The following is a 26328-nucleotide window of genomic DNA, read 5'->3' as shown; positions in this document are numbered from 1 at the left end:
GCGTTGACCCGAGTGGGTGGACGGCGCCCTGCAGTCGGACGAAGAGCGAGGCTTGGCATGCGCTGGACACGGAACGACTCCCGCACGACCACCGAGCCCGCAGGGCAGGCGGCCGCCGTGCGAGGGGTCAGCCGACGCCTCGCCCTCGCGGCCGGCGGGTCTGCAGGGGTGCTGTCGCTACTCTCCCCCCTCCACAGCCGCGCCGCCACCGCAACCGGCTCCGCCCTCGGCCCGGGCGCCGTCACGAGCAGCGGCACGACCCAGGCGTACTCCCTCGCCGACGCCGCGGTCCGCCTGGCGGGCACCGACGGAGCCGCCGCACCCGCCGGGCTGGCGGAGGACACCGTGACCGTGACGATCGCCGTCGACGGCGGCCGCATGCTGGGCGTCACCTTCCCGCGGGGCACCCGCGCCTCCGAGGTCGAGGTCCGCACCGGCGACGGCCGCACCTGGGACGCCTGGACGGCCCTCCCGCTCAGCGACAACGAACCCGATGCGGGCTCCGCCGAGGCCCGCCGCACCGTGACCGCCTCCGACCCGCTGTGGGTGGGCCACCTCGGCGCCGGCGCCCAGGTCCAGGTGCGCCTGCCGCGCGCGGACGTGGCGACCGCGAGGCTGCACGTGGTGGACCCCGGCGTCGCCGCCGGTGACGCGCGGGCCGTGCGGCTCGTGCACTCCCGCCGCGCCGCCGCGCCCGCCGCAGCCGCCACCCCGCAGGAGCTGTCGCTCGACACCGGCGAGGAGCCGGTGGCCCCCGTCGTCCCGGACCCCGTCCTGCCCGTGCCGGCACCGCTCGCACCGACCGCGCCCGAGCCGGCCCCCGTGGCCGAGGAGCCCGTGTCGAAGGCGCTGGCGCAGCCGCGGATCGGTTCGCGCGAGGCGTGGGGCGCGGACGAGACGCTGCGTCGCGCCGCGGCGGCCTACAGCACGACCATCAAGGCGGCGGTCGTCCACCACACCGCGGACAAGGGCAGCTACAGCCAGGGGGACGTGCCCGCCGTGATCCGCGGCATGTACCGCTACCACACGGTCAGCCAGGGCTGGAGCGACCTCGGCTACAACTTCGTCGTCGACCGCTTCGGCGGGATCTGGGAGGGCCGCGCAGGCGGCATCACCCAGGCCGTGATCGGCGCGCACGCCGGTGGCTTCAACACCGACACCTTCGGCGTGTCGATGATGGGCGACTTCACCTCCACCGCGCCGACGCAGGCGATGCTGGAGTCGGTGGCGCAGGTCATCGCGTGGAAGCTGTCCCTGTACAACGTGAAGTCCGGCGGCAGCGCCCAGCTGCTGTCGGCGGGCGGTGGCACCTCCCGGTACAAGGCGGGCACGGCCGTGACGATGCCGGTCGTCATGGCCCACCGCGACGTCGGCTTCACGGCCTGCCCCGGCAACACCGGCATCACGAAGATGGGCTGGATCCGCAACCGGGTCGACCAGCTCCTCCAGGGCGCGCCGACCTCCCCGATCGCCGCCAAGTACGCCCAGAGCGGCGGGCGTGCGGGTTCCCTCGGCGGCTCCTCCGGCCCGGAGACGAAGACCCCGGGACGCCCCGGCGCCTACCAGCACTTCCAGGGCGGCTCGATCTACTGGTCGCAGGCCACGGGCGCGCAGATCGTCAAGGGCGCGATCCGGGACCGCTGGGCCTCCTTCGGCTCGGAGAACGGCTACCTCGGCTTCCCCACCCGCGACGAGGGCCCCGCCGCGGCCGGCGGCGCGTACAGCCACTTCCAGGGCGGCTCGATCTACTGGTCCCCCGCGACGGGCGCCCACGTGGTGCGCGGGGCGATCCGCGACAAGTGGAGCGCGCTGGGCTGGGAGCGGTCCTTCCTCGGGTTCCCCACCACCAGCGAGATCCCCCTGCCCCGCGGGGCGTTCAACCACTTCCAGGGCGGCTCGATCTACTGGTCCGCCGCGACGGGGGCGAAGTCGGTGCGCGGCGCGATCCGCGACGCGTGGGCCGCGCAGGGCTGGGAGAACGGCCGCCTCGGCTACCCGACCTCCGACGAGTACGACGTCTCGGGCGGCAGGCGCAGCGACTTCCAGGGCGGCTCGCTCACCTGGCACGCGGCCACCGGTGCGGTGACGAAGGCCCTGAAGTGAGGTCCACCCCGGCCGGGCCGGTGCAGTCGCCGGCCCGGCGCAGGGTGCTGCTCCTGGGTGCGGTCGGTGCGGCCACCGCCACCGGCGCGATCCCGGTGCTCCCCGCGGCCGCGGTGACGCCGACGCCCACTCCGACGCCCACTCCGACGCCGACGCTGACGCCGCCGCGGGTGCCGGCCCTGCCGCGCAGCCTGCCCGGCGACCTCGACGACCTCCCCGGCTTCGAGGGGCCGACCGTCTGCGGTCCGGTGCAGCCGGGTACGAAGCTGCTGCAGGACCTCATCAACGCCACCTACGGCCGGCAGGTCATCAGCACCCACCGGGCCTGCCCGATCGACGGGCGCGCCACGAGCGAGCACCACGACGGGCGCGCGCTGGACTGGGCGCTGAACGCCGCCGACCCGGTGCAGCGCCTCCTGGCCGACACGTTCCTGGCGTGGCTGGTCGCCCCGGACGCCGCCGGGCGCCCCGCCGCGGTGGCACGCCGCCTCGGCGTGATGTACGTCATCTGGAACACGCAGGTCTGGAAGGCGTACCGCCCCGACCTGGGCTGGCAGCCCTACGTGGGCCCCCACCCGCACACCGACCACGTCCACATCTCGCTGAGCCGCCGCGGCGGCCGCGCGGAGACGTCGTGGTGGACGGGGACCACCTCGCCCCTGCTGGGGCACTGGGTGCGCCTGGGCGGGGAGCGCTCCGCCCTGGGCGCCGCGGTGAGCGCGACGCGGACCTTCAACGGCGGCCAGCGCATGGACTTCCGCCACGGCAGCGTCCTGCAGTCCCGGGGCACGCTGGCCCAGGAGGTGCGCGGGGCCATCGCGGCGCGCTACTTCAGCGGCGACACCGCGCGCACGCTCGGCATGCCGCTGACGGACGAGCTGCCGACGCCGCGCCGCTTCGGTCGGTACAACCACTTCCAGGCCGGCTCGATCTACTGGTCGCCGGGCACGGGGGCGTGGTCGGTGCGGGGTGCGATCCGCGACGCGTGGGCCGCGCAGGGCTGGGAGAACGGCCCGCTGGGCTTCCCGACGTCCGACGAGCACGAGGTCGAGGGCGGGCGCCGCTCGCACTTCGAGGGCGGTTCGCTGGTGTTCTCCTGGGCGACCGGTCAGGTGACGACCACTCGTCACTGATCGTGACGAGTGCTCTCTCCGGGTGGTAGGTGAGGGTTAAAGTTCTGTCGCGCTCCTGCCGATGAGGACGCGACGAACCTCCGCGGCCCCGGCCGCGCGGTGCCCCTCCGGTCAGCAGGAGAGACCTTGCGCCACCTCGCCCTCCGCCGTCGCACAGCTACCCTCGTCGCCGCCCTCGGTGCGGCCCTGACCGCGGCCCTGGTCGCCCCGGTCACCGCGGCCGCCTCGACGCCGCCGCCGCTGCCGGCGTGGTTCGCCCCCGGCACCGTGTGGACCGGCGACTTCGGCGACCCCACCGTCGTCCGCGACGGCAGCACCTACTACGCCTACGCCTCCCCCGTCGGCGGCCGCGTGCTGCCCGTGCTGACCAGCACCGACACCGTGACCTGGCGGGTGCGGGGCCGGTACTCCAACGACGGCCCGCCCGGCCGCGCCGGCTACAACGTCAACACCGACCCGAAGATCCCGCTGGAGATCCGGCAGTCGTCGATGGGCGACTGGGGCAAGTACGACCACAACGACGCCCTCGTCCGGTTCCCCTCCTGGGGCGCGCACAGCCCCCAGGGCCCCTGGATCACCCGCGACTACTGGGCGCCGGGCGTCTTCAACATCGGCGCCACCTGGTACGCATACTCCCCCGTGCGCGTCGCCCCCGGCCGCTTCTGCCTGACCGTCGCGACCGCACCCTCCCCGACCGGCCCGTTCCGCGACGTCTCCGGCGCCGGCCCGATCCAGTGCGCGCCGCTGCAGGCCGACCCGGGCGGCTCGATCGACCCGTTCCCCTTCCGCGACCCCGCCACCGGCCGCAACTACCTGCTGTGGAGCGCCTCCGGCAAGGTCGGCTCCCACCCCTCCTCCCTCCAGGTCGTCGAGCTCGGGGCCAACGGCCTCCCCGTGCCCGGCGCCCCGTGGCTGAAGCTGCTGGAGACCGACCCGGGCTCGCCGTGGGAGGGCAACCGCATCGAGAACCCGTCGATGGCCCAGTACAACGGCACCTGGTACCTCTTCTACTCGGGCAACCTCTCCGAGGTGCTGGACGCCCAGGGCCACTCCAACTACGCCAGCGGCTACGCTATCTGCGCCGGCCCCATCGGCCCGTGCCACCGCGCGCCGGCCCGGGTGCCGCTGCTGAGCAGCTCCGGCACCATGCAGGGCCCCGGCGGCTCCTCCGGCTTCGTCGACCACCACGGCAAGCTGCGCATGGCCTACGCGTCCTTCTTCCTCGGGGAGAACATCGGCGGCTCGCACCCGCACCCGCGCCGCATGGGCATCGCCACCCTCGTGCAGAACGCCGACCGCACGCTTCGGGTCGAGGGCGCCGCCACCGGCGGCTCCGAGATCCGCTCGAAGTGGCTGGCGCTCGGCGGGACGTCCGGCACCCTCGGTGCGGCCACGAGCGCCGAGCTGCCCACGCCGGCCAAGCACGGCGCGTACCAGCACTTCCAGCGCGGGTCGCTGTACTGGTCCCCGACCACCGGCAGCCACCTCGTCAAGGGCGCCATCCGGGACAGGTGGGCGTCGACCGGGTGGGAGAACTCCCCCCTCGGCTTCCCGGTGAACGACGAGGCGATGCTGCCGCGCGGCGCGTACAACCACTTCCAGGGCGGCTCGGTCTACTGGTCCGCGGCCACCGGAGCGCAGGTCGTCAGGGGCGTCATCCGCGAGCGCTGGGCGAACCAGGGCTGGGAGGGCGGCTGGCTCGGCTACCCCACGACCGGCGAGGTCCCCGTCCGCGGCGGAGCCTTCAACCACTTCCAGGGCGGCTCCGTCTACTGGTCGCCCACCACCGGCGCCCACTCCGTCCGCGGTGCGATCCGCGACGCGTGGGCCCGCCAGGGCTGGGAGGCCGGCCGCCTCGGCTTCCCGACCTCGGAGGAGCACGACGTGCCCGGCGGCCGGCGGAGCTGGTTCCAGCGCGGGGAGATCACCTGGACCCCCGCGACCGGGGCGGTCGTCCGCACCTGGTGAGCACCCGCTGACCACCCGCTGACCTGCCCGGGGGCGGGGACGTTCCGCCACGACACGCCCGCGTGTCGTGCGCGGAACGTCCCCGCCCCCGGGTGGGTCAGGGCACCGGCAGGAACTGCTGCGGGCTCGGGCCGGGCCCGGCGCCCTCCCACCAGCGCCAGCCGGGAACGTCGCGCTGCCCGGCCACCACCTCGTAGCCGCCGCGGGGCAGCTCGTACTCCACGCTCACCAGGCTGCCCCACTCCCGGTACGGCGCGCCAGGCAGGAACCCCCGGTGCCGGGTGAGGGTGGCCACTGTCGGCAGCGTCGCGTACGACCCGCCACCGTCGATCATCGTCAGCGGCGGGGCGTGCTCGAACGTGGCGCTCTCCACGAACCAGTCGACGGGCTCGACCATCCCCCCGGCCACCCGCGGCGGCTGCAGGCAGGGCAGGTCGAAGCCGATGGGCCAGTCCACCAGCACCGGCTCGTCGCGGGGCAGGACGGCGGAGAGCACCTCCCCCGTCGCGCGGTAGGGGTCCGTGACGGCCGTGCCCGCGGTGGCGCCGGGCAGCAGCCGGGTCCGCACCCGGTCCGCTCCGGGGGCGAGGGCGTCCAGCGGTGCCAGGCGCACCGGCCGCCACTCGTCCGCCTCGGCGGTGGGTGCCGCCGCGACGTCCAGGGTCCGCAGGACCACCCCGTCGGCGTCGGCGACGTCGACCACGACCCCGGCACCGGGGCCGCGCACCGCCACGGTCAGCACGTCGGCCGGGGAGGGCGCCCCGAGCTCGCGCCAGCCGCCCGCGGTCTCCGGCGCGCCCTCCGGTGCGGACCAGGCGCCGGCGGGGGCGCTCGCGGGAGCCTCGACCGGCTCACCCGCCCCCGCCGGGCCCACGGCCGCGGGCAACGCCCGTGCGCCCGTGAGGGCCGCGGCGTGGTCGGCGAAGCCGCACGAGTCCCCCTGCAGCGCCGCCACGCTGGAGCCCGCCATCGACCACGTGCCGCGCAGGGCGGAGGTCGCCCGCGCGACGCTGAGCACCTGCAGCCCCAGCGAGGCCACCAGCACCCCCGCGGTCGTGAGCACCACCAGCTCCGGCCACGCGTCGGCGTCCTCCCCGCGGCGGCGGCGCACCAGCGCCACCACCGCGGCCGCGGCACCGCCGAGCGCCAGCCACAGCGGCGGCAGCCCCAGCCAGCCGGGCAGGTCGGGCACCGTGCCGTAGGCGGAGTGCTCCACCTGCGCGTCGGGGCCGTGCAGCGCCAGCCCCGCGAGGACGGCGACCGCGGCCGCCAGCCCCAGGCACGCCCAGCGGGTGGGGCGGCGCCGCACCAGCGCCACGCAGCCGACGACCACCGCGAGGGTCCCCACCCCGGCGAGGGCCGCGAAGTGGTGCGACCACTTCGTCGGGGCGATCGCCAGGACCGCGTACCCGGCCAGGGCCACCGCCGCGGGCACCACCCAGGAGGTGCGCTGCGGCGGGGCGGGCCGGCGCGAGCGCAGCAGCGCGACGCTCGTCCCCACCAGCAGCACCGCCGTGACGAGCACGACGAGCTGGCGGGAGTACAGCCGCTGGTTCGGGTCCGGGCCCTGCGTGAGGTACCAGTACCGCTGCGGCTCCATCCACCAGCTCAGGTTCGGGCCGACCTCGTCGTGCACGCGCAGCGCCGTGCGGGCGGCGGCGGCGGTGGCGTCGGCGAACACCAGCGGCGACGCCACGCTGGCGCAGGCCACCAGGAGCGCGAGGGCGGCCCACGGGCCGTAGCGGCTCGCGCGCAGCAGGGGCCACCAGCGCGGCGCCAGCACCAGGCCGATCGCGGCGGCCAGCGCGCCGGAGGCGGTGATCGCCACGGCCCCGCCGGCCAGCATCGCCGCGAGCCCCAGCGGCAGCAGCCGCCGGCGGGCGAGGGCCTCCAGCACCAGGGCCAGGGTGGCCGTCGTCACCAGCGCGACGAGGGCCTCGGGGCGCCCGCCCACCGCGAAGGGCAGGAACCAGGCGAGCAGGGCGGCGGCGGCCAGCGGCCGGGCCCACAGCGGGGGCCGCTCCACCAGCCGCGGCAGCACGCAGCGCGTCAGCAGCAGCCACGTGCCCACCCCGGCCAGCACGGCGGGCAGGCGCAGCACCACCGGGGCGGGTGAGATCGCGGCCGCGGCCGCGAGGACGTACTGCTGGAGGGTGAAGGGGATCTCCGGCACGTTGAAGTAGCGGACCTGGTTGCCCACGTAGCCGGCGTCGCCGATCGTGCGCGCCTCGAGGGAGTAGTAGAAGTCGTCCGTCTGCAGCGGCCCGGCGACGGCCCAGCCGAGGAGGGTCCCCACCACGGCGAGGTCGGCGGCCGCCGCGACGAGCCGCGCCCGGCGGGCGGGCCGCACCCGCACCGGCCGCGACGGACGGGGCGCCGCCCGGTCGGAGAGGGCGAGGAGGAGCAGGCAGGCGGCGACGAGGAGGCCGTGGGCACCCAGCACCGCCAGCTTCAGCGGGGTGGGGGTGCTCTCGAAGCGCGCGTCGGGGTGCGCCACCACCGTGGGGCCGGAGCCTTCGGCCACGTCCGCGCCGGTCAGCTCGGAGACGAAGGCCGTGACCTCCGGGACCGGCAGCGCGGGCACGTCGGCCAGCTCCGCACCGCCGTCCCCGGTCGTGACCACCCTCGTGCCGGCGGCGTCGGCGACGACGCGCAGGGTGCACCCGCCCGTGATGCCGGCCTCCGCCAGCGGGGCGGCGACCAGCGCCCGGCCGGAGGAGCGGACCTCCAGGCGCCCGCCCGACACCGCGACCTCCAGGGCACGCTCCACCCCGCGCGGCTCCCCCGGCACGGCCGTGGCCACCGCCACGGTCCGCTCCCCCGCCGGAGTGCGCTCAGCGGCCTCGGTCAGGGCCCGGCAGGGCACCTCGGCGGTGACGTCCAGCGGCCGGTAGGGCATGAACAGCGCCACCGTGGACTGCGCCGCGGGACCCCCCGGCGCGGCGGCCTGCGGCCAGCGCACCTCCGGCGTCTGCACGGTGACCGGGGCGAGCGGGACGAGGACGGACAGCAGGGCCGTCAGGACGGCGACGGCCAGGGGCAGGACGCCGGCGAGGGGCAGGACGCCGGCAGCGCGGGCTCGCAGCACGGGCCGGCGGCTCAGGAGCGCCGCGCGAGAACGGCGAACGGGCCGACCTCACGCACCTCGAAGTGCTCGGGGGAGAACAGCTCGGGGTCGAACGTCACCGTCGTCCAGCCCACGTTCGGCTCCCGGGGGAAGAGGTCGTGCGTCACCCCGGCCTGGTACCCCTCGGGCGTGCGGTGCAGGACGAAGACGTCCGGTGCGCGGAAGGGGCCGGAGTCGAGGCGTCGCACGAGGTCGTCCGGTCCGCTGGCCTGCGCCCAGCTCTCGATCTCGGCGCGGCGCTCGTCGAAGCGCGACAACGGGTTGGCGTAGTGCGCGGTCATCTGCTGGTAGCCGGTGTAGGGGGCGAACGTGGCCAGCTCGTACAGCGACGAGAACACCACCAGCTCGCTCGCGGGCCGCTGCGTCACGTCCTCCACGGCGCGCAGCACGTCGGGGATCCAGGCGCCGCCCTGTTCGGGGTCGCGCTCGCCCGCGGCGGTGCGCCCCCCGGCCCCGTAGGCGTCGTGGGCGGCCTCCACCGGGTGGGCCAACGACTGCGGGGCGCTCTGCAGCGCGACGACGAAGACGGCCCCGAGGGCGAGCGCGGCCAGCAGCCGCAGCTCCCGCAGGTAGCCCGCGACCGGTCCCCCGGCCCGGCGAGCGAGCGCGGGCAGCGCGCGCCAGAGGGCGGCCGCGGCCAGGCAGCCGGCCACGGCGGTGGTCTGCACCAGCACGGCCTCCATCCGGAACGCCAGCAGCGTCGTGCCGGCGGCCAGCACGAAGGTCTGCAGGAGGTACCAGGCGTAGGCGGCGACGACCACGAGCAGGAGGGCCGCGGCGGTGCCGTCCCGCCGCGCCCTCAGCACCAGCCAGGCGCACCCGAGGAGGAGGAGCGCGCCCCACGGGGTGGGCGCGACCATCGGAGCCGGCAGCTGGGTGCTGATCTGCGGCAGGAAGTGCTGCGCCGCGGCGGTGCCGGAGGCCCCGCGCAGCTTCGCCACCACGAAGGGCGCCCACACCAGCAGCGCCAGCGCCGCCGAGACGACCCCGGCCAGGACGAGGGCCGGCACCCGCGTGCGCAGCGCTGCGCCCGTCCCCTCCGCTGCGCGCGCCCGCAGCACGCCGGCCGCGCAGGCCGCGGTGACCAGCAGCGCCCCGAAGCCCGCGTAGAGCGTGTACGTCATCGCCGCCAGCCCCAGGAACACGCCGAGCGCCAGGGCCGCGCCGGTGCGCTCCCGGGCGGGCACCGCGCCGAACGCGCGCCAGGCGAGGACGACCGCGGCGGGCAGCAGCGCCGCCACGCACCAGGAGTACGGCTCGTCGACGAACGGGCCCGCGAGCGCCGGGTGGACGCCGACGGCGGTGGTGGCCAGCGCGATGAGCAGGGCCCGCCGCGGCCCCGCCAGGCGCCACCAGACCAGCAGCGCCAGGCACGGCACCACCGCGGCCGTCGTGATCCCCGCCGGCTTGAACGCCTCCCATGCGGGGGTGCCGGTCAGGTCGGCGTAGCGGCCGGCGAGCCAGAACCAGCCCGAGGGGTAGAACGGCGGGAGGTCGGCGTAGTTGAGGTCCGCGAGGCGCCAGTCGTCGGCGAGGCGGCCGAGGAACTGCATCCGGAACGTCTGGTCCCCGCTGTTGCCGCCGAGGTAGAAGGACGTGCCCTTCAGCGGCAGGGCCAGCAGGGCGGTGGCCAGGCCGGAGATGCCCACGACGCCGAGGGCGCGGGTCGCGCGCGGCAGCCGGCGCGCGGTCACGGCCAGGACGACGGCCGCGGTGACCACGACGACGCCGAAGGTGGCCAGGGCGGTGGGCACGTGCGAGGGCAGCGGCACCGGCACCCGGTTCACGACCGCCTGGGTGAGCGCGCTGACCGCGATCGCCAGCACGCCCCCGATCACGAGCTCCAGGCCGAGGCGCGCGGCCCCACCGGGCAGGACGGGCTCCGCCGCCGCCCGGGTGCCGAGGTGCTGCTGCCGTCCGTCCCGGGAGGCGCCCGCGGGCACCTCCGCCGCCGTTGATCGCGCGCTCGTCACGGAACTTCCCATCGTCTCGGCCTACCCTCAGCGTCCGCACCGGGGTCGGGACGATCCCGCACCCGGCCGATGCCGAGGGTAGGCCAGCGCGGCCGCCCCCCGTGGTACCGGCACGGGTGGGGCCCGGGAGACGGACGGTCCGTCTCCCGGGCCCCGCCGGCCGCTGGGTCAGCGCTTCACCTTGACGGTGATCTCCTTGCTGCTCGTCGTGCCCTGGGCGTTGGACAGCTCCGCGCGGTAGGTGTGCTCGCCGACGGGGCGCCCGGTGACGGTGGTGCTGGCCTGCTGCGCCTCCCGCCCGTTGGCGGTGAGCGCCTGGGTGTCGATCAGCTCACCGTTCTCGTAGAGGCGGTACTCGGTGGCGTTCGTGCCCCACCACAGGTTGGTCGTGAGGGTGTACGTGCCGTCGCCGTCGTGGTTGTCGTCGGACAGCGCCGGCTTGGCCGGGGCCGCCCTGGTCACCTTGACGGTCACCTTCTTCGAGGTGGTGCTGCCGTGCTGGTTGGTCAGCACCGCCGTGTACTCGTAGGTCCCGTTGGGCAGCCCCGCGATCTGCACGGCGGCGGTCTGCGCGCCCGGCGTCGCGTCGACGAGCTCCTGGGTCGCGATCGGCCGGCCGTTCTCCAGGAACGTCACGCTCTGGGCGTTCTGGCCGTGCCAGAGGTTCATCGTGACGAGGAAGGTGCCGTCCTTGTCCCAGTTGTCGTCCGAGAGGTCCGCCCTGCCGGGGGCGGCCGTCGCCGGGCCGTCGACCCGCGGCGCGGGCTCGGCGGGGGCGCCGGTGTAGGCGATCCGCGGCGCGGCCGGGGTGGTCATGCCGTGGCCGAGGAAGTAGGACGTGTGCGGCGGCTGGTTGTAGCCGGTGTTCTGCCACGAGACGCCCAGGCGGTACACCGGGTCCGACTGCAGGGTGCGCAGCCGGTGCTCGGTGACGTCCACGGTGGTGGCGATCCGCAGGGCGGAGGAGTCGGCGACACGGGTGACGAGCTCCTCGCGCCAGTCGCCGAAGAGGTCCGCCTGCAGGGTGGGGGTGCCCTTGGTGTCGTTGTTGGTCAGGGTGCCCTCGGCCCGGTGGACCACCGTCGAGGTGCGGGTGTCGGGGTCCCACTTCGAGATGGTCGGCACGCCCGTGCGGGTCGTGGCGTCCCAGTCGTGGTCGGTGATCTCGCGGAGGAGGTCGCCGTCCCACCAGGTGAGGAAGTTGGCGGCGGGGATCCGGTCGGAGATCTCCTCGCCCTTGGCGGTGCGCAGCGTGCCGTTGCGGTCGTTCCACGCCCCGCCGTCGCTGATCACCCACGCCTCGGCGCCGGCGTGCTCGGGGTCGATGTCCCCCGCCGCGCCGCGCCCGGTGTCCCTGCTCCCCGGCACCGACCACAGGACCTCCCCGGTGGCGGCGTCGCGGTAGGAGGCGATGACGCCCCCGTTGTGGCCGGGGTCCTCGTGGGGCCCGAAGACCTCCAGGCCGGGACGGGCCGGGTCGAGGTCGGACACGTGCTGGGCGTCACCGTGGTACAGGTCGGTGCTGTACAGCGGCGTGCCGTCGTCGTCGATGGTCATGGCGCCGAAGAGGATCTCGTCCTTCTGGTCGCCGTCGACGTCGGCCACGGAGAACTGGTGGTTGCCCTGGCCGCGGTACTCGTCGCCCTCCACGTCGGAGTCGAAGGTCCAGCGCTTCGTCAGCTTCGAGCCGTCGAAGTCGTAGGCGACGACCACCGTGCGGGTGTAGTAGCCGCGGCTGAAGACGACGCTGGGCCGCTCCCCGTCGAGGTAGGCGACGCCGGCGAGGAACCGGTCGACGCGGTTGCCGTAGCCGTCGCCCCAGGCGCCGACGTCACCGCGCGGCGGGGCGTAGTCGACGGTGTCGATCGCCGCGCCCGTCCGGCCGTCGAAGACGGTGAGGAACTCGGGCCCGGTCAGCACGTAGCCGCTGGAGTTGCGGTGGTCGGCGTTCGCGTTGCCGATCGCCGTGCCCTGGCCGTCGACGGTGCCGTCGGCGGTCTTCACGGTGACCTCGGAGCGGCCGTCCCCGTCGAGGTCGAAGACCTGGAACTGGGTGTAGTGGGCGCCGGCGCGGATGTTGCGCCCCATGTCGATGCGCCACAGCCGGGTGCCGTCGAGCTCGTAGGCGTCGAGGTAGACCGTTCCGGTGTAGCCGCTCTTGGAGTTGTCCTGGGAGTTGGTCGGGTCCCACTTCAGGACGATCTCGTACTGCCCGTCACCGTCGAGGTCGCCGATGGAGGCGTCGTTGGCGCGGTAGGAGTACGGCTGCCCGTCCTTGGTGACGCCGTCGGCGGGCTTGTCGAGGGGCACGTCGAGGGTCTGGGAGTCCCACACCGCGAAGTCGCCGGTCGCCCAGCGCTCGATGCCGTTGACGACCGTGCTGATCCGGTACTTCGCCCCGGAGCGCCCGGCGGCGTCCAGCAGGTTCGTGCTGTCCGTGACGGGCTTGTCGGTGATGCGCTTGCCGTCGCGGTAGACGTGGAACGCGATGGAGTCGGGGTCGAGGCCGAGCATGCGCCAGCCCACGTAGACGCCGCCGTCGGTGGCCACCGCGACGGGCGAGCGGTCGAGGCGCTCGGCCTGCCGGACCAGCTTCGTCACGGCCGGGGACGTCACCGTCGCGGAGCGGTCGGAGACCCCGCCGGCGTTGACGGCGGCGACGGCGTAGACGTACTCCACGGTGGTGAGCACGCCGGTGTCGGTGAAGCTCGTGCCGTCGGCGCGCCCGACGACCTCCATGGGGCCCGGCGTGCCGTCCGGCTTCGGGTCGGCGCGGTACACCCGGTAGAAGAGGGCGCCGTCGGAGGCGTTCCAGGAGAGGGCGACCTCGTTCTTGCCGACCGTCCCGAGCTTCAGGCCGGTGGGCACCGGCGCCTTCGCCACGTCCGGGTCGGCGGTGGTGACCTTCAGCGGGTTGGACGGGACGGACTGGGTGCCGGCCGCGTCGAGGGCCACCACGGTGTAGGTGTAGTCGAGCCCGACGTCGGCGGTGGTGTCGGTGAAGGCGGGCCCCGCCACGTCCCCGATCGCCTCGGCGGCCGGCGCGCCGGCGGCCTGGCGCAGCACGCGGTACCCGGCGGCGCCGTCGGTGGCGTTCCACGTCAGGTCGACCTCGACGGCCGTGCCGCTGATGGAGACGTCGGCCAGGGCGAGGTCGGTGGGCGCCACGAGCAGCGGGGTGATCTCGATGCCGTTGAGCCGGGAGGAGGAACCGGTCATCACGAGGTTGAGACGGCCGTCGGTGACGAGGACGGGCTGGCTCATCTTCTGCGCCACCGACCCGCGCCCGGCGTTGCCGGCGCCGAAGTCCTTGCCCTCCAGCTGGACGTTGGAGCGGCTCGTCCCGATCCAGTCGCCGTGGTAGGTCTTCACGGCGTAGCTGCCGTTGGGCAGGTCGACCACGAACTCGTGGGCGGGAGAGGGCAGCAGGAAGTCGCGTTCCAGGTCGTTCGGCGGCGGGGTGAAGGCCGTCCCGCGGTCGCGCCCGCCGATCCCGTCGGCGGAGATCCAGCCCCAGCCCTTCTCGGCCGTGTACTGGGACTTCTCGCTGACCTCGGTGTAGCCGGGCATCAGGGGGCTGCCTGCGGGCTGGACGTCGAACTTGTGCAGCGGGGCCTTGGTGCTGACGCGCACCGCCGCGGAGGGGGCGGAGTCACCGCGGCCGTTGACGGCGACGACGCGCAGGTCGTAGGCGGTGCCCTCCCGCAGTCCGCTGACCGCGGCCTGCGGCAGCGTGGAGGTCGTCACGAGGGCGTAGGCGTCCTCGGCCTGCTCGGCCTCCTTGCGGAACACCTTGTAGATGTCGGCGCCCTGCACCGCGGACCAGGTGAGGTTCACCCCTGCGTTGGAGACGCCGCCGGCGACCACGTCGGCGGGGGCGGCGGGGACCGCGGCGGGGGGTTCCGCCTCGACGACCTGCGCGGCGAGGGGGACGTCGAGCTCGGCGACGTCGCGGGCCACGAGGCGGGCCATCTGGATGGCGCCGTACTCCTGGAAGTGGGTGTCGTCGCTGGTCCCGTTGGGGCGGTTGGGGTAGACGCCCGCCGGGACGTGCAGGAAGACGGACTTCGCCGCCTCGGCGCCGATCTCGTCGAGGTAGGCGCGGCTGGACGCGGACAGGTCGACCAGCGGGGTGCCGGTCTCCGCGGCGAGGGCGGCGGCGGCCTCCACGTAGGCGGGGAAGGAGACGTTGGCCTTGCCGGTGGTCGCGTCGAAGGAGCGGCGCGAGACGGGCGTCACGAGGACGGGGGTGGCTCCGCGCTGACGGGCGCCCTCGACGAACGTGCGCAGGTACTCGGCGTAGTCGGCGGGGGCGGCGTAGCGGTCGTCGACGCCCTTGGTGTTGTCGTTGTGCCCGAACTGCGCGAACAGGTAGTCGCCGGGGCGGACGTTGAGCAGGACCTCGTCGAGGCGGCCCTGGCTGATGAAGTTCTTCGAGCTGCGCCCCCCGATGGCCTTGTTGGTGACGGTGACGTCGTCGGAGAGGAAGCGCCCGATCATCTGGCCCCAGCCGGCCTGCGGGGCGTAGTCGGCGGTGTAGGTCTGCACGGTGGAGTCGCCGGTCACCCAGACCGTCGGCTCGTCGCCGGCCTGGTCCTCGGCCTTGCGGGTGATGACGAGGGAGGCGAGGTTCGCGGCGGTGCCGGCGAACTCCAGGTTGAGCTGGCCGTCGACGAGGGCGATGTCGAAGGACATCTCCAGGAACTCACCCGCGGTCTTGGCCGTCTGCTGGACCTTCGCCATCTGCTCGGCGGTGAGGGCGATGTCCGTGGCGCCCGAGGGGTCCCCGGCGACGAGCGAGACGGTGTAGTCGCCGTTGGGCAGGTCGACGACGAGCTCGGTGTCGCCGACCGTCACGAAGTCGGACCGGAGCGGGTCGGAGGTCTTGCGGTCGGTGGCGGTCACGTCGCGCACGTCGACGAAGCCGGCGCGCTCCTCGGCGGTGTAGGCGCTGGTGGCGTCGAGGCGGGTGGCGCCGGGTGCGAGGGCGCCGCTGCCGAGGTCGAAGCTGAGGGAGCTGCCCGCGGGCAGCTCCGGCGCGGGCGCGGTCCGGGCGGAGACCGCTGCGGCGGAGGGGGCGGAGAGCCCGTCGGCCCCGCGGGCGCGCACCCGGTAGTAGTGCGGCCGGGTGGTGTCGACGGCGTCGGTGGCGAACACGTCGCCGGTGGTCTCGGCCACCGGGGTGTAGGTGCCGCCGACGGTGTCGGAGCGGGTGACGACGTAGCCGGTCGCGTCGGGGACCGCGTTCCAGCGCAGGGTGACGGCGCCGTCGGTGACGCGGGCCATGCGCACCGAGGTCGGCGCGGCGAGGGCCGACGCCGGCGGCTCCGGCTCCGGCTCGGGCTCCGGCTGCGGCTCCTCCGCGGCCTTCGTGACGACGATGCCGTTGACGTAGCCGCCGGCGCCCTCGCCGGTGACGCCGACGGTGAGCTGCCCGTCGTCGACGGTGGTCCGCCAGGTCTGCTCGCTCACGCCCTGCCGGGCCTGCAGGGTGCCGGCGCGGGTGCCCTCGAGGTCGATGTGCGTCTTCGTCGTGCTCGTCCCGGCCAGCCGGTCGCCGGAGAGGACGCGGACGTCGTAGCTGCCCGCGGGCACGTCGAGGGCGAAGCCCCAGGAGGTCGCGAGCACGAAGTCGTCGCCGACCGGGTCGGGGGTGTCGCTGGTGCGGTGGCGGGAGACGGGGGCGATCCCCTCGACCGGCACGATGCCGAAGCCGGAGGTGGCGGTGTAGCGGTTGGTCTCGGGAACCGCCGTCCAGCCGCTGCCCACCGGGCTGGTGGCGGTGCCGAAGTCGAACGACCACGTCGGTGTCTCGGCGGCGGCGTAGCCGGGCGTTCCGACGAGGGTGAGGGACAGGACGGTCGTCCCTGCCAGGAGGGAACGCGTGCGGCGCGTACCGGGGAGCGGTGGGGTCATGGGGGGATGCCTTCGTCTCGGCGCTGAGCACTGCGGCGGGCCGTTCTGGACCCGTCGGGGACACCGGGCGCACGCCGAGGAGACGTTCCGTCATGGAACGTTCCATCTGGGGCGGGGACGCTTCGGTGCACTCTTCCTACCGGGGGGCCTCAGGCAGGGTCAAGGCTTCTGGGGCACTTTCGGAAAGCGCTTGTCCCGAAGTGGGCCGCTCGCCCGGCGCCCGGGGCGGGAGGCCCCGGGCGCGGCGGCGGACGCGCGAGGTCCCCGCCCCCCGGACGCACCCGGGGGGCGGGGACCTCGCGGGCTCACCGGTAGGTGACGACCGCCCCGCCGGCCGGGGTCCACGTGATGCTGCCGCCCTGGAAGTCGCTGCGCCGCCCGCCGGGCACCCCGTACTCGTCGGACGTCGGGTAGCCCAGGCGGCCGTTCTCCCAGCCCTGCCGGGCCCACGCGTCCCGGATCGCCCCGCGCACCGCCTGCGCCCCCGTCGCCGGCGACCAGTAGACCGACCCGCCCTGGAAGTGGCTCACCGCCCCGCCGGCCAGGCGGACCTCGTCGGTGACCGGGAAGCCGAGGGGGCCGAGCTCCCAGCCCTGCCGGGCCCACGCGTCGCGGATCGCCCCGTGCACCTCGCGCGCGCCGGTGGCCGGGGACCAGTACACCGAGCCCCCCTGGAAGTGCTGCCCCGCGCCGCCGCGGACGCCGAACTCGTCGCTCGTCGGGAAGCGCAGCAGCGAGTTCTCCCAGCCCATCGCGCCCCACTTGTCCCGGATCGCCCCGCGCACGGACGCGGCGCCGCTGGCCGGGGACCAGTACACCGAGCCGCGCTCGAAGAGCTGGTAGGTCCCCTCCACGTGCGAGAGCGCGCGGTGCGGGCCGGTGGGCCGCCCGAGGACCCCCGCGTCACCGCCCAGGGCGCGCCAGCGGTCGGTGACGGCGCCCGTGCCGCCGGGCTGCGGCACCCACCAGCTCGAGCGCAGGGTGCCGGCGAAGCGCGCGGCGGCCGCGCTGGTGAGGGTGGCGTCGCCGGTGGTGCAGCGCACCCGCAGGGAGGTGATGCGCCCGCCCCACTCCCCCCGCCCGTCGCGGGCGACGAGCTCCAGGAAGCGCGGCTGCCCGCCGTTGGGGCAGGAGCGGGCGACCGCGGCCACCGGCAGCTGCGCGGTCCAGGAGGCCACGGTGTCCTGCGGCGCGCGCCCGGCCGGGCTGGACCAGAAGTCCTCGTGGGCCTGCAGGTACGGCTTGCTGCCGACCGTCGACCAGCCGCCGTTGCTGGAGGAGAACTGGGTGAAGGCGGGCTGGCCCTGGTGCTCGCGGATCTCCCCGTCGGTGGCACGCACGGCCTCGCTCGTGGACGGCGACTCCAGCGAGCTGACGCTGCGCCGCGCGTCGCGGACCGCGCTGCCGCCGTACACCTGGCACGCCTCGGTGTCGCAGATGTCCCAGGCCGCCTGCGGGCGCAGGGTGGACAGGGCGTAGCTGCGGGCGGCGACGGACTGCGCGCGCAGCGCCTGCTGGGCGAACCAGGACGGCGACTCCCGCGGCACCACGCCGAGGAGGTAGTCCTCCAGCCAGGTGTTGTTGACCGGGGTGACGGGGGTGGTCACGGGGAAGCTGATCGTGCCGCGGAACCGGTTGCCCGAGCCGTCCGCCCGCGTCACCCACACCCCGTCGGGGGAGGAGACGGTCGGCACCGACGTCCACGTCTCGCGCCACAGCTCCGTCGTGCCGTCGAGGGCGGCGCCGACGAGGGTGCCGTTCTCGAACGTGACCCGCAGCCGCTGCCCCGGGGCGACGGTGCGCCCGGAGGTGCTGATCGCCAGCGGCGCCTGGGAGGGGCTCTCGAGGAACACCTCGGGGCCGGACAGGCGGGACAGCTGCACGCGCAGCGGCCGGTTGGGGCGGTGGGCGACGACGGTGCCGGGGTAGTAGTCGGCGAGGATGCGCCGGTAGTCCTGCCCGGCCAGCGCCCGCGACTGCGCCCCCCACTGCGACATCCCCGCCCCGTGGCCGTAGCCGCGCCCGGTGACGGTCCAGGCTCCGGAGGCGGGCGCGGGCCAGACCTCGGCCGCGGAGGCGGAGGCGGCGGGGAGGACGACGAGGGTGGAGGCCGCCGCGGCGGCGAGCGCGACGGCGCGACGGAGGTTCACTCACGAATAGTAAGCAGCAGAACCCGTTCCGTGGTGGAGATCCGGGAGGGCGCAGAGCCTCCACATCCGGCGCGGCCGGCGCCGCCGCACCGGTTGCTAAGGTCGGCCGGTCACGCACGCAGCAGCAGGAGGCCCGGGCGCCCCGGGCCCGGAGGGGACGGCGGACTCGTGCAGAGCCTCGGTCTGGACCGCGGAGAGGCACCCGGGCAGAGCCGGGCGCTGACCGGATGGGGAGGCACGGCCCCGACCGTGGCCACGCTCCTGGAGACGACGGGCGAGGAGGCCGCCGTCGCCGCCGTGCGCGGGGCCGACGGTCGCGGGGTGCTCGCGCGCGGACTCGCCCGCAGCTACGGCGACGCGGCGCAGAACAGCGGCGGCCTCGTCCTCGACGCGACCGGCATGGACCGCATCCTCTCCGTCGACGTCCCCAGCGCCACGGTCGTCGTGGAGGCGGGTGTCTCCCTCGACACGATGATGCGCCGGCTCCTGCCCCTGGGCCTGTGGGTGCCCGTCACCCCGGGCACCCGGCAGGTCACGGTGGGCGGGGCGATCGCCGCCGACATCCACGGCAAGAACCACCACGTCGCGGGCACCTTCACCCAGCACGTGGCGAGCATGGACCTGCTCATGGCCGACGGCTCCGTGCGCACCATCACGCCGGAGACCGACCACGACCTCTTCTGGGCCACCGCGGGCGGCATGGGCCTGACGGGCATCATCCTGCGCGCCACGATCCGCATGAAGCGCGTCGAGAGCGCCTACTGCCTCGTCGACACCGAGCGCGCCGAGAACCTCGACGACCTCATGGACAAGCTGTCCTCCACCGACCACCTCTACACGTACTCGGTGGCGTGGATCGACTGCCTGGCCCGCGGGGCGACCATGGGCCGCTCGGTGCTGACGCGGGGCTGGTCCGCCAAGCGCGCCGACCTGCCGCGCAAGCTGCAGCGGGACCCGCTGACCTTCAACCCGCGGTCGCTGTTCACCGCGCCGCCGGTCTTCCCCTCGGGCCTGCTCAACCGGGCGACCGTCATGGCCTTCAACGAGGTCTGGTTCCGCAAGGCCCCTCGGGAGCGGCGCGGCGAGGTGCAGGGCATCCACCCGTTCTTCCACCCCCTCGACGGGGTGCACGAGTGGAACCGCATCTACGGCCCGCGCGGCTTCCTCCAGTGGCAGTTCGTGGTGCCCTTCGGTGCCGAGGAGACGATGCGCGCCTGCATCGAGGCCCTCGCCGCCGCGGGGCAGGCCTCCTTCCTCGCCGTCCTCAAGCGCTTCGGCCCGGGCAACGACGGCCCGCTGTCGTTCCCCTCCCCCGGCTGGACGCTGGCCCTGGACATCCCGGTGGCCGCCGACCGGCAGGAGCTGTCCAAGCTGCTGGACCGCCTCGACGACCTCGTCGTGGAGGCCGGCGGGCGGCTCTACCTGGCCAAGGACTCCCGGGTCACCCCGGAGCGCCTGCGGGCCATGTACCCCCGCATCGACGAGTGGCGCGCCGTGCGCGAGGCCGTCGACCCCAACCACGTGTTCACCTCTGACCTCGCGAGGAGGCTGGCCCTGTGATCGACGCCCTGGGCAACCCCCAGTCCGTGCTGCTGCTCGGCGGCACGTCCGACATCGGCCTGGCCACCGTGGAGGGTCTCGCCGACGGCCGCACCCTGCGCGTGGTGCTGGCCGCGCGCCCCAGCGAGCGCCGCGACGCCGCGGTGCAGCGCCTCGTGGCGGCCGGCCACGCGGTGCGGGCGGTGGACTTCGACGCGGAGGACCTCGCCTCCCACGAGAAGGTCGTCGCGGAGTGCTTCGCCGAGGGCGACCTCGACGTCTCCGTCGTCGCGTTCGGTCAGCTCGGCGACGCCGAGCAGCTGTGGCAGGACCCCGACGCGGCGGTGCGGCTGGCCACGGTGAACTACACCGCGCCGGTGGCCCTCGGGGTGCGCCTGGCCGGGCGGCTGCAGGAGCAGGGCCACGGGACGATCGTGGCGCTGTCGTCGGTGGCCGGGGAGCGGGCGCGCCGCTCGAACTTCGTCTACGGCTCCACCAAGGCCGGCTTCGACGCCTTCTACACGGGCCTGCGGGAGGCGCTGCGCCCCTCGGGCGTGCGCGTCGTCGTCGTCCGCCCGGGCTTCGTGAAGTCGAAGATGACCGAGGGCATGAAGGAGGCCCCGCTGGCCGTGACGCCGGAGCAGGTCGCGGCGGTGGCGGTGGACGCGGTGCGCCGCGGCCGGGAGACCGTGTGGGCGCCGGGTCCGATGCGCTGGGTCATGTCGGGGCTGCGGCACGTCCCGGCGCCGGTGTTCCGCCGCCTGCCGATCTGAGGTCCGCGCTGCCGGCCCGGCCCGCACGCCCGGGGCCGGGCCGTCGCCGCGCCCGGCTGGACGTGCTGCTGGGGTGCCTTGCCGCGGCGGCCGGCCTGGTGGTGTTCGGCTGGGGCGCGGGCATGCCGAGCGCGTGGCGGGACGAGGCGGTGACGCTCGCCGTCGCCTCCCGCAGCGTCGGCGACATCCTGGCCCTGGCCCGCTCGGTGGACCTGGTCCACACCCCGTACTACCTGCTGGTGCACGCCCTGTTCGGCTCCGACCCCTCCCTGACCGCCGCGCGGTGGGTGTCCGTGGTGGCGGCGGCGCTGACGGGCCCCGTCCTCTACGGCACCGCCCGCCGCGCCGCCGACCGCGCGGTGGGCTGCACCGCGGTGGCGCTGTGGCTCGCGCTGCCGCTGGTCTCCCGCTACGCACAGGAGGCCCGTCCGTACGCGCTCGCGGCGCTGCTCGCCGCCCTGTCCTCGTACCTGCTGCTGCGGGCGTGCGCCCGGCCGGGTGCGCGGCGCGGGTGGGTGCTGTACGCCCTGTCGCTCCCCGTGGTCCTCGCGGTGAACACGCTGGCGGGGCTGGTGCTGCTGGGGCACGCGGCCTGGCTGCTGACCGCACCCGGTGCGGCCGGCGGGCCCAGCGCAGCAGCACGGCCGGGCCGGGTCGTGCTGCTGCGCCGCGGCGGCGCGGCGGCGGCGGCGGGGCTGCTGCTCGCGGCCCCGCTGGTGCTGGCGGCGCAGCGGCAGGCGGGGCAGGTGGCGTTCCTGCAGCCACCCGCCCTGCGCGACCTGACCGGGCACGTCGTGGCGACGGCCGGCTCGCGCCCGGGCGCGCTGCTGCTCGTGGGCGCCGCCGCGCTCGTCCTCGCCGCGGGGCGGCACCGGCGCCTGGCGCTGCTCGGTGCGGCGTGGGGGGCGCTGCCGGTTCCGCTGCTGTGGGCGCTGGCGCAGGTGCACCCGCTGTGGACGACGCGCTACCTGGTGCCGACGCTGCCGGGGCTGTGCCTGCTGCTGGCGGGTGTGGCGGCCCTCGGCGCGGGGAGCCTGCTCGCGCGGCGGGGCCCGGCTCCCGGCGCGCGCGCCCGGGGCGGGTGGCGGCTGCTGCCGGCGGTGGCGCTGGTGGCGGCGCTGGCGGCGACCGGCCTGCCCCGTCAGCTGGCGCTGCGCGGGCCGGTCGGCCACGCGGAGGACGTGCGGGGCGTGGCGGCGCTGGTGGCGGAGCGGGCGCGCCCCGGCGATGCGGTGCTGTTCGTCCCGAACGGGGAGTACCGCTACCGGGTCGTCGTGCAGTCGCACCCGGAGGCGTTCGCCGGCCTGGCGGACGTGGCGCTGGCCCGCGGCCCGGAGGAGTCGGCGACCCTCGTCGGCGTGGAGCACGGCCCGGAGGGGATCTCCCGCGCCATGGCGGACGTGGAGCGGGTGTGGGTGATCGGCCGCCCGGGAGCGATGATCGCGGCGGAGCCGGGCGATCGGCGGAAGCTGGAACTGCTGGCGCGGCGGTACCGCCAGGTCGACCGGGTGGACCTGGCGGACTGGACGGTGCGGGAGTTCGTGCGGCGGTGAGGGCCCGCCCGAGGAGCCCGGCGGGGCCCGCAGTGGCCCGGTCCACTGCCCGCCGGCCGCTCTCGCCCAGCGCCGGAAGGGTTCACGGAGGGCGCGCGGGCATGCCATGGTGCTGATTCACGCCACGCTGCACCGGCGCACCGGGCCTCGACGGCCCGCGCCGGTCCTGGAAGGGAACGAATGAGACGGCAATTCGCTGACCGGTTGAGCTTCCTGAGGGCCTTCGTGACGCACCCGAGGAGGGTCGGGGCGGTGCTCCCGACGTCCCGCACGGCAGTGCGGGACATGCTCGACCTGGCCGACGTGCCGGGCGCGGACCTCGTCGTGGAGCTCGGCCCGGGCACCGGCGTCTACACCGGGGAGATCCTCGCGCGGCTGCGCCCGGACGCCCGGCTGCTCGCCCTGGAGATCGACCCCCACCTCGCGGAGCTGCTCACGCAGCGCTTCGACGACCCCCGGCTGCAGGTGGTGTGCGACTCGGCGGAGAACCTGCACGAGCACCTGCGCGGCGAGCGGGCCGACATCGTCGTCTCCGGCCTGCCGTACACCTCGCTGGAGCCGGAGCTGCGCCAGCGCATCCTCGACCAGATCCCCCGGGCGCTGCGGCTGCACGGGGTGGCGCTGGTGCTGCAGTACTCCCCCTTCGTGCAGGCGGAGCTGCGCCGGCGCTTCCCGCACGTGCGGCGGCGGGTCTCGCTGCTGAACTTCCCGCCGGCGTTCCTGTTCGGGTGCTCGGCGGGTGCGGAGGTGCGCGCGGAGGAGCCCACCGGCTCCCTGCTGCCCCTCACCCGCCGGACGTGGTCGGAAGGGCGGCGCTACATCGTCCCCTCGGCGGCACTGGGCGCGGCCCTGCTGCTGAAGCGGCGGCGCAGCGGCTGGCTGGCGCTGGGTGCGGCCGCCGGGTTCACCGCGTTCTTCCGCGACCCGGAGCGCCCGCTCACCGCGGAGCCGGGCGTGGTCTACGCCGCCGCGGACGGCGTGGTGCGCAGCGTGGACGAGTCGGTGGACGAGCCGTGGCTGCCGGGCGGGCGGGCCGTGCGCATCGCCACGTTCCTCAACCTGCACAACGTCCACGTCAACCGCAGCCCCGTGGAGGGCAAGGTGGCGGAGATGGAGTTCGTCGAGGGCGGTTTCGCCCCGGCCCTGTTCTCCCGTGCCGGGCACAACACGCGCACGCGCATCGCGATCGACGGGCCCTCGGGCCGCGTGGTCGTCGTGCCGATGGCGGGGCTGATCGCCCGCAAGATCTCCAGCTGGATCCAGCCGGGTGACCAGGTGGAGACCGGTCAGCGCATCGGCCTCATCCACCTGAGCTCCCGCACGGACGTGCTGCTGCCGGAGGGCGGCGTCCACGTCCTGGTGCGCCCTGGTGACCGTGTCCGCGCGGGGATCACCCCCCTCGCCCGCTACCGCCCCGGAGGATGAGCAGTTCACGCGACTGCGTGACGCTGGCGAACGCGATCACGAGCGCGAACCTGGTGGCCGGCTTCCTCGGCCTGCTCGCCGTCCTCAACGGCGACTTCGCGGTCGCGGCGCTGCTGGTGGCCATCGGCGCGCTGTGCGACCTCGTCGACGGGCCGGTGGCGCGCCGGGGCCGGCAGGACGAGGGGTTCGGGGCGACGCTGGACTCGCTGGCGGACCTGCTGTCCTTCGGCGTGGTGCCGGCGATGGCGCTGTACGCGGGGGCGCTGCACGAGCTGCCCGTGGTGGGTCTGGCGGCGGCGGTGGGCTTCCTCCTGGCGGGGGCGTGGCGCCTGGCCCGGTTCCCGCTGGTGAAGCAGAGCACCTGCTTCGTGGGGCTGCCGATCCCGGTCGCGGGGCTGCTGATGATGCTGTCCGTGCTCTCCCACGCGCAGGCGCCGCTGGTGCTGGGCACGGCCCTCGCCGCCGGTGCGCTGATGATCAGCACGGTGCCGTTCCCCAACCTCGCGGGGAGCTGGCGCGGGGCGGTCGCGATCCTGCACGCAGCCGACCCGCGGCGGCGGTAGCACCCCCTCGCGCCTCCCCGCGCCCCTCGTGCCCCCGGAAAGGACCCTTTCCGGGGGCACGAGGACGTTCCCCACCCCGGAAAGGGTCCTTTCCGGGGCGCGGGGAGGCCGACGCACCCCGCGCGATCGAATGCACATGCGTTGAGCTGCATGAGTATGCTGGCTCTCCCCTGTCGAGGAGAACCCGTGCCGCAGCTCACCGCCGTGGAGCCGTCCGCGTACCTGTCGGGCGACGACGTCGTCGACAGCGGGCATCCCGCGGTCGCACGGCTCGCCGCCGACCTGCGCACCCGCCACGCCGAGGACGACGCCTTCGCCCGCGGGGCCTTCGAGCACGTCCGCGACCGGATCCGGCACTCCTTCGACGCCGACGACCCCCGCGTGACCGTCACCGCCCCGGAGGTCCTGCGCGAGGGGGTCGGCCTCTGTTACGCGAAGGCCCACCTGCTGGCCGCCCTCCTGCGAGCCGGCGGGGTGCCCGCGGGGCTGTGCTACCAGCGGCTCACCGACGACGGGAAGACGTTCGTGGTGCACGGGCTCGTGGCCGTCCACCTGCACGGCACCTGGCACCGCCAGGACCCGCGCGGGAACGAGCCCGGCCTGGACGCGCAGTTCTCCCTGGACGGCGAGCGCCTGGCCTGGCCGGTGCGCCCGGACCTCGGTGAGCGCGACCACCCGGTGATCCACGTCCGGCCCCACCCCGACGTCCTCGCGGCACTGCGCTCCACGGACGACATCCGCACCCTGCGCAGGGGCGGGCTGCCCTCGGACCTGCACCTGCCCTGACGTCCAGCCCACCCCGACCCGGGTCCCGCCTCAGGCCTGACCCGCCCCCGCGGAGCCGGGCGCTGCGCTCGGGCGCTCCGGCAGCACGCCCCTCGGTCGCACCGGCACGTCCGCGCGGCCCCCCGCGGCCGGCGCGGCGGCGTCCAGGTCCAGGACCCGCCTGCCGGGCAGGAGCAGCGCCACGAGCACCAGGAGGGACAGGGGCCGCGTCAGCGCCAGGGGGGCGCTGAGCACCCGCCAGCCGCCCCTCAGGTCCGCCGCCACCTCCAGCACCGGCGGCAGCCACGGCAGCAGCCCCACCACCACGACCACGGCCAGCCGCAGGCCGCGCGGCCGGGCCGCCAGCAGCACCACCGCCGCCAGCGGGGCGGCGAGCGCGTGGTGCGTCCACGCCACCGGGGTCACGAGGACGGCCACGAGGCTGACGAGCAGCCCGAAGCGCATCCGGTCGGCGGGACCCGACCAGTCGGTGCGCCGCGCGGCGAGCAGCAGCACCACCAGCAGCGGGACGGACAGCGCCGCGCCCGCGACGAGCGCCGTGGGGCCCGGGACGCCGACGTGGGCGAGGGCCCCCGCCAGGGAGTTGTTCGTCGGGGTGTCCGGCGCCGCGACCCGCGCTGAGTTCCACAGCAGGTCCGTGAAGTAGTGCCGCCAGGAGGCCGGCGCCGCCACGGCCCCCAGCAGCGTGAGGGCGATCCCGGCCACGCCGACGCGCACCGCGAAGGCCCGCCGCGCCGTCCGGTTCACCGCGGCGGTCAGCACCAGGGCGGGCGTCACCTTGACCGACGCCGCCAGGGCGGCCAGCACCGCGCCGCGCCGCCCGCCCAGCAGGCAGCCGACCACCAGCCCCAGGACGACGAGCGGGCTGATCTGGCCCAGCACCACCGACTCCCGGAACGGGTCGCTGACGAGGACCGCCGCCAGCGACAGGCCCGTGACCAGCGGTGCGCGCGGCCCGGCCCCGGCGCGGACGGGAACGGCCCGCAGCAGCCAGCCGGTGCCGAGGACCACCGCCACCACCAGGACCGCGTCCCAGATGAGCAGCGCCGCGGAGGGCGGCAGCAGCAGCAGCGGCACCATGAGCACCGCCGCCAGCGGGGGGTACACGAAGTAGTGCCCGCGGTCGGTGGCCGCCAGGTACAGGTCGCGGCCGGCGAGCAGGTCGCGCGCCCCGCGCCGGTAGACGGCCAGGTCGTAGCCGGGCTGCCACCACTGCGCCGTGAGGTGGGTGGTGACGACCACCGCGCACCAGAGGACGGCCAGCGCGACCGGCACCACGAGACCGGCGCGCCCGGCCGCCAGGCGCCGGAGCACGCGCC

14 protein-coding genes are annotated in these 26328 nt (G+C 75.5%); 9 read left to right on the top strand and 5 right to left on the bottom strand.

Annotated features, from left to right (window positions below):
* Nucleotides 1–57: 57 nt before the first annotated feature.
* From CLV92_RS22300 to CLV92_RS06290, 3 genes are all read left to right on the top strand, one after another.
* Nucleotides 58–2103: an N-acetylmuramoyl-L-alanine amidase gene (locus CLV92_RS22300; protein ID WP_245886479.1), complete on the top strand. Its 2046-nt coding sequence runs from the start codon at nucleotides 58–60 to the stop codon at nucleotides 2101–2103.
* Nucleotides 2100–3236 (top strand): LGFP repeat-containing protein, encoded by a 1137-nt coding sequence (locus CLV92_RS21910; RefSeq protein ID WP_211290908.1) that lies wholly within the window; start codon nucleotides 2100–2102, stop codon nucleotides 3234–3236. The genes CLV92_RS22300 and CLV92_RS21910 overlap by 4 nt, the downstream gene beginning before the upstream one ends.
* A gap of 126 nt (nucleotides 3237–3362) precedes the next feature.
* Nucleotides 3363–5204, top strand: coding sequence for a family 43 glycosylhydrolase (locus tag CLV92_RS06290; protein ID WP_104431921.1), 1842 nt, complete (start codon nucleotides 3363–3365; stop codon nucleotides 5202–5204).
* A 97-nt stretch (nucleotides 5205–5301) separates the two neighbouring features.
* Here the strand turns inward: CLV92_RS06290 and CLV92_RS06285 are convergent, their stop codons facing one another.
* The 4 genes from CLV92_RS06285 to CLV92_RS06270 form a co-directional block, all read right to left on the bottom strand.
* Entirely contained in the window at nucleotides 5302–8292 is a 2991-nt protein-coding gene (locus CLV92_RS06285) for an arabinosyltransferase domain-containing protein (protein WP_104431920.1), read from the bottom strand.
* An 11-nt stretch (nucleotides 8293–8303) separates the two neighbouring features.
* Entirely contained in the window at nucleotides 8304–10316 is a 2013-nt protein-coding gene (locus CLV92_RS06280) for an arabinofuranosyltransferase (RefSeq protein WP_104431919.1), read from the bottom strand.
* Between the two features lie 156 nt (nucleotides 10317–10472).
* Nucleotides 10473–16220 (bottom strand): rhamnogalacturonan lyase family protein, encoded by a 5748-nt coding sequence (locus CLV92_RS22800; RefSeq protein WP_211290907.1) that lies wholly within the window; start codon nucleotides 16218–16220, stop codon nucleotides 10473–10475.
* 305 nt (nucleotides 16221–16525) lie between these two features.
* Nucleotides 16526–18370 (bottom strand): SpoIID/LytB domain-containing protein, encoded by a 1845-nt coding sequence (locus tag CLV92_RS06270; protein ID WP_104431918.1) that lies wholly within the window; start codon nucleotides 18368–18370, stop codon nucleotides 16526–16528.
* A gap of 249 nt (nucleotides 18371–18619) precedes the next feature.
* On the opposite strand from CLV92_RS06270, the gene dprE1 reads away from it, so the two are divergent.
* The 6 genes from dprE1 to CLV92_RS06240 all read left to right on the top strand — a co-directional run bounded on the left by dprE1 (nucleotide 18620) and on the right by CLV92_RS06240 (nucleotide 25009).
* Nucleotides 18620–19930, top strand: a complete 1311-nt coding sequence (gene dprE1 / locus CLV92_RS06265; protein ID WP_245886477.1) for a decaprenylphosphoryl-beta-D-ribose oxidase — start codon at nucleotides 18620–18622, stop codon at nucleotides 19928–19930.
* On the top strand, nucleotides 19927–20682 hold the full coding sequence (gene dprE2 / locus CLV92_RS06260; protein ID WP_104431917.1) for a decaprenylphospho-beta-D-erythro-pentofuranosid-2-ulose 2-reductase: 756 nt from the start codon (nucleotides 19927–19929) through the stop codon (nucleotides 20680–20682). The genes dprE1 and dprE2 overlap by 4 nt, the downstream gene beginning before the upstream one ends.
* Nucleotides 20683–20744: 62 nt before the next feature.
* Nucleotides 20745–22235, top strand: coding sequence for a glycosyltransferase family 39 protein (locus tag CLV92_RS06255; RefSeq protein WP_104431916.1), 1491 nt, complete (start codon nucleotides 20745–20747; stop codon nucleotides 22233–22235).
* Nucleotides 22236–22487: 252 nt separating this feature from the next.
* A complete protein-coding gene (locus CLV92_RS06250; RefSeq protein ID WP_211290906.1) occupies nucleotides 22488–23660 on the top strand; it encodes a phosphatidylserine decarboxylase in 1173 nt (390 codons plus the stop codon).
* The gene (gene pssA, locus CLV92_RS06245) at nucleotides 23657–24223 is read left to right on the top strand and encodes a CDP-diacylglycerol--serine O-phosphatidyltransferase (RefSeq protein WP_104431914.1); all 567 of its coding nucleotides are present in this window, start codon (nucleotides 23657–23659) and stop codon (nucleotides 24221–24223) included. The genes CLV92_RS06250 and pssA overlap by 4 nt, the downstream gene beginning before the upstream one ends.
* A 186-nt stretch (nucleotides 24224–24409) precedes the next feature.
* Nucleotides 24410–25009 carry a transglutaminase domain-containing protein gene (locus CLV92_RS06240; RefSeq protein WP_211290905.1) on the top strand — a complete coding sequence of 200 codons (600 nt, stop codon included), beginning with the start codon at nucleotides 24410–24412 and terminating at the stop codon, nucleotides 25007–25009.
* A gap of 30 nt (nucleotides 25010–25039) precedes the next feature.
* On the opposite strand, the gene CLV92_RS06235 is transcribed toward CLV92_RS06240, so the two are convergent.
* A complete protein-coding gene (locus CLV92_RS06235) occupies nucleotides 25040–26323 on the bottom strand; it encodes a glycosyltransferase family 87 protein (RefSeq protein ID WP_158257149.1) in 1284 nt (427 codons plus the stop codon).
* Between the last annotated feature and the right edge of the window lie 5 nt (nucleotides 26324–26328).

It is taken from the genome of Kineococcus xinjiangensis (genome assembly GCF_002934625.1).
In the GTDB taxonomy this organism is placed as follows: domain Bacteria; phylum Actinomycetota; class Actinomycetes; order Actinomycetales; family Kineococcaceae; genus Kineococcus_A; species Kineococcus_A xinjiangensis.
Note: the sequence above shows the minus strand (reverse complement) of the source record. Positions and strands in the feature narration are given on the sequence as shown.

Coding starts and splice junctions, on each gene's coding strand:
- CLV92_RS22300 (WP_245886479.1), top strand. CDS start 58: ATGCGCTGGACACGGAACGACTCCCGCACGACCACCGAGCCCGCAGGG.
- CLV92_RS06280 (WP_104431919.1), bottom strand. CDS start 10,316: ATGGGAAGTTCCGTGACGAGCGCGCGATCAACGGCGGCGGAGGTGCCC.
- CLV92_RS22800 (WP_211290907.1), bottom strand. CDS start 16,220: ATGACCCCACCGCTCCCCGGTACGCGCCGCACGCGTTCCCTCCTGGCA.
- pssA (WP_104431914.1), top strand. CDS start 23,657: ATGAGCAGTTCACGCGACTGCGTGACGCTGGCGAACGCGATCACGAGC.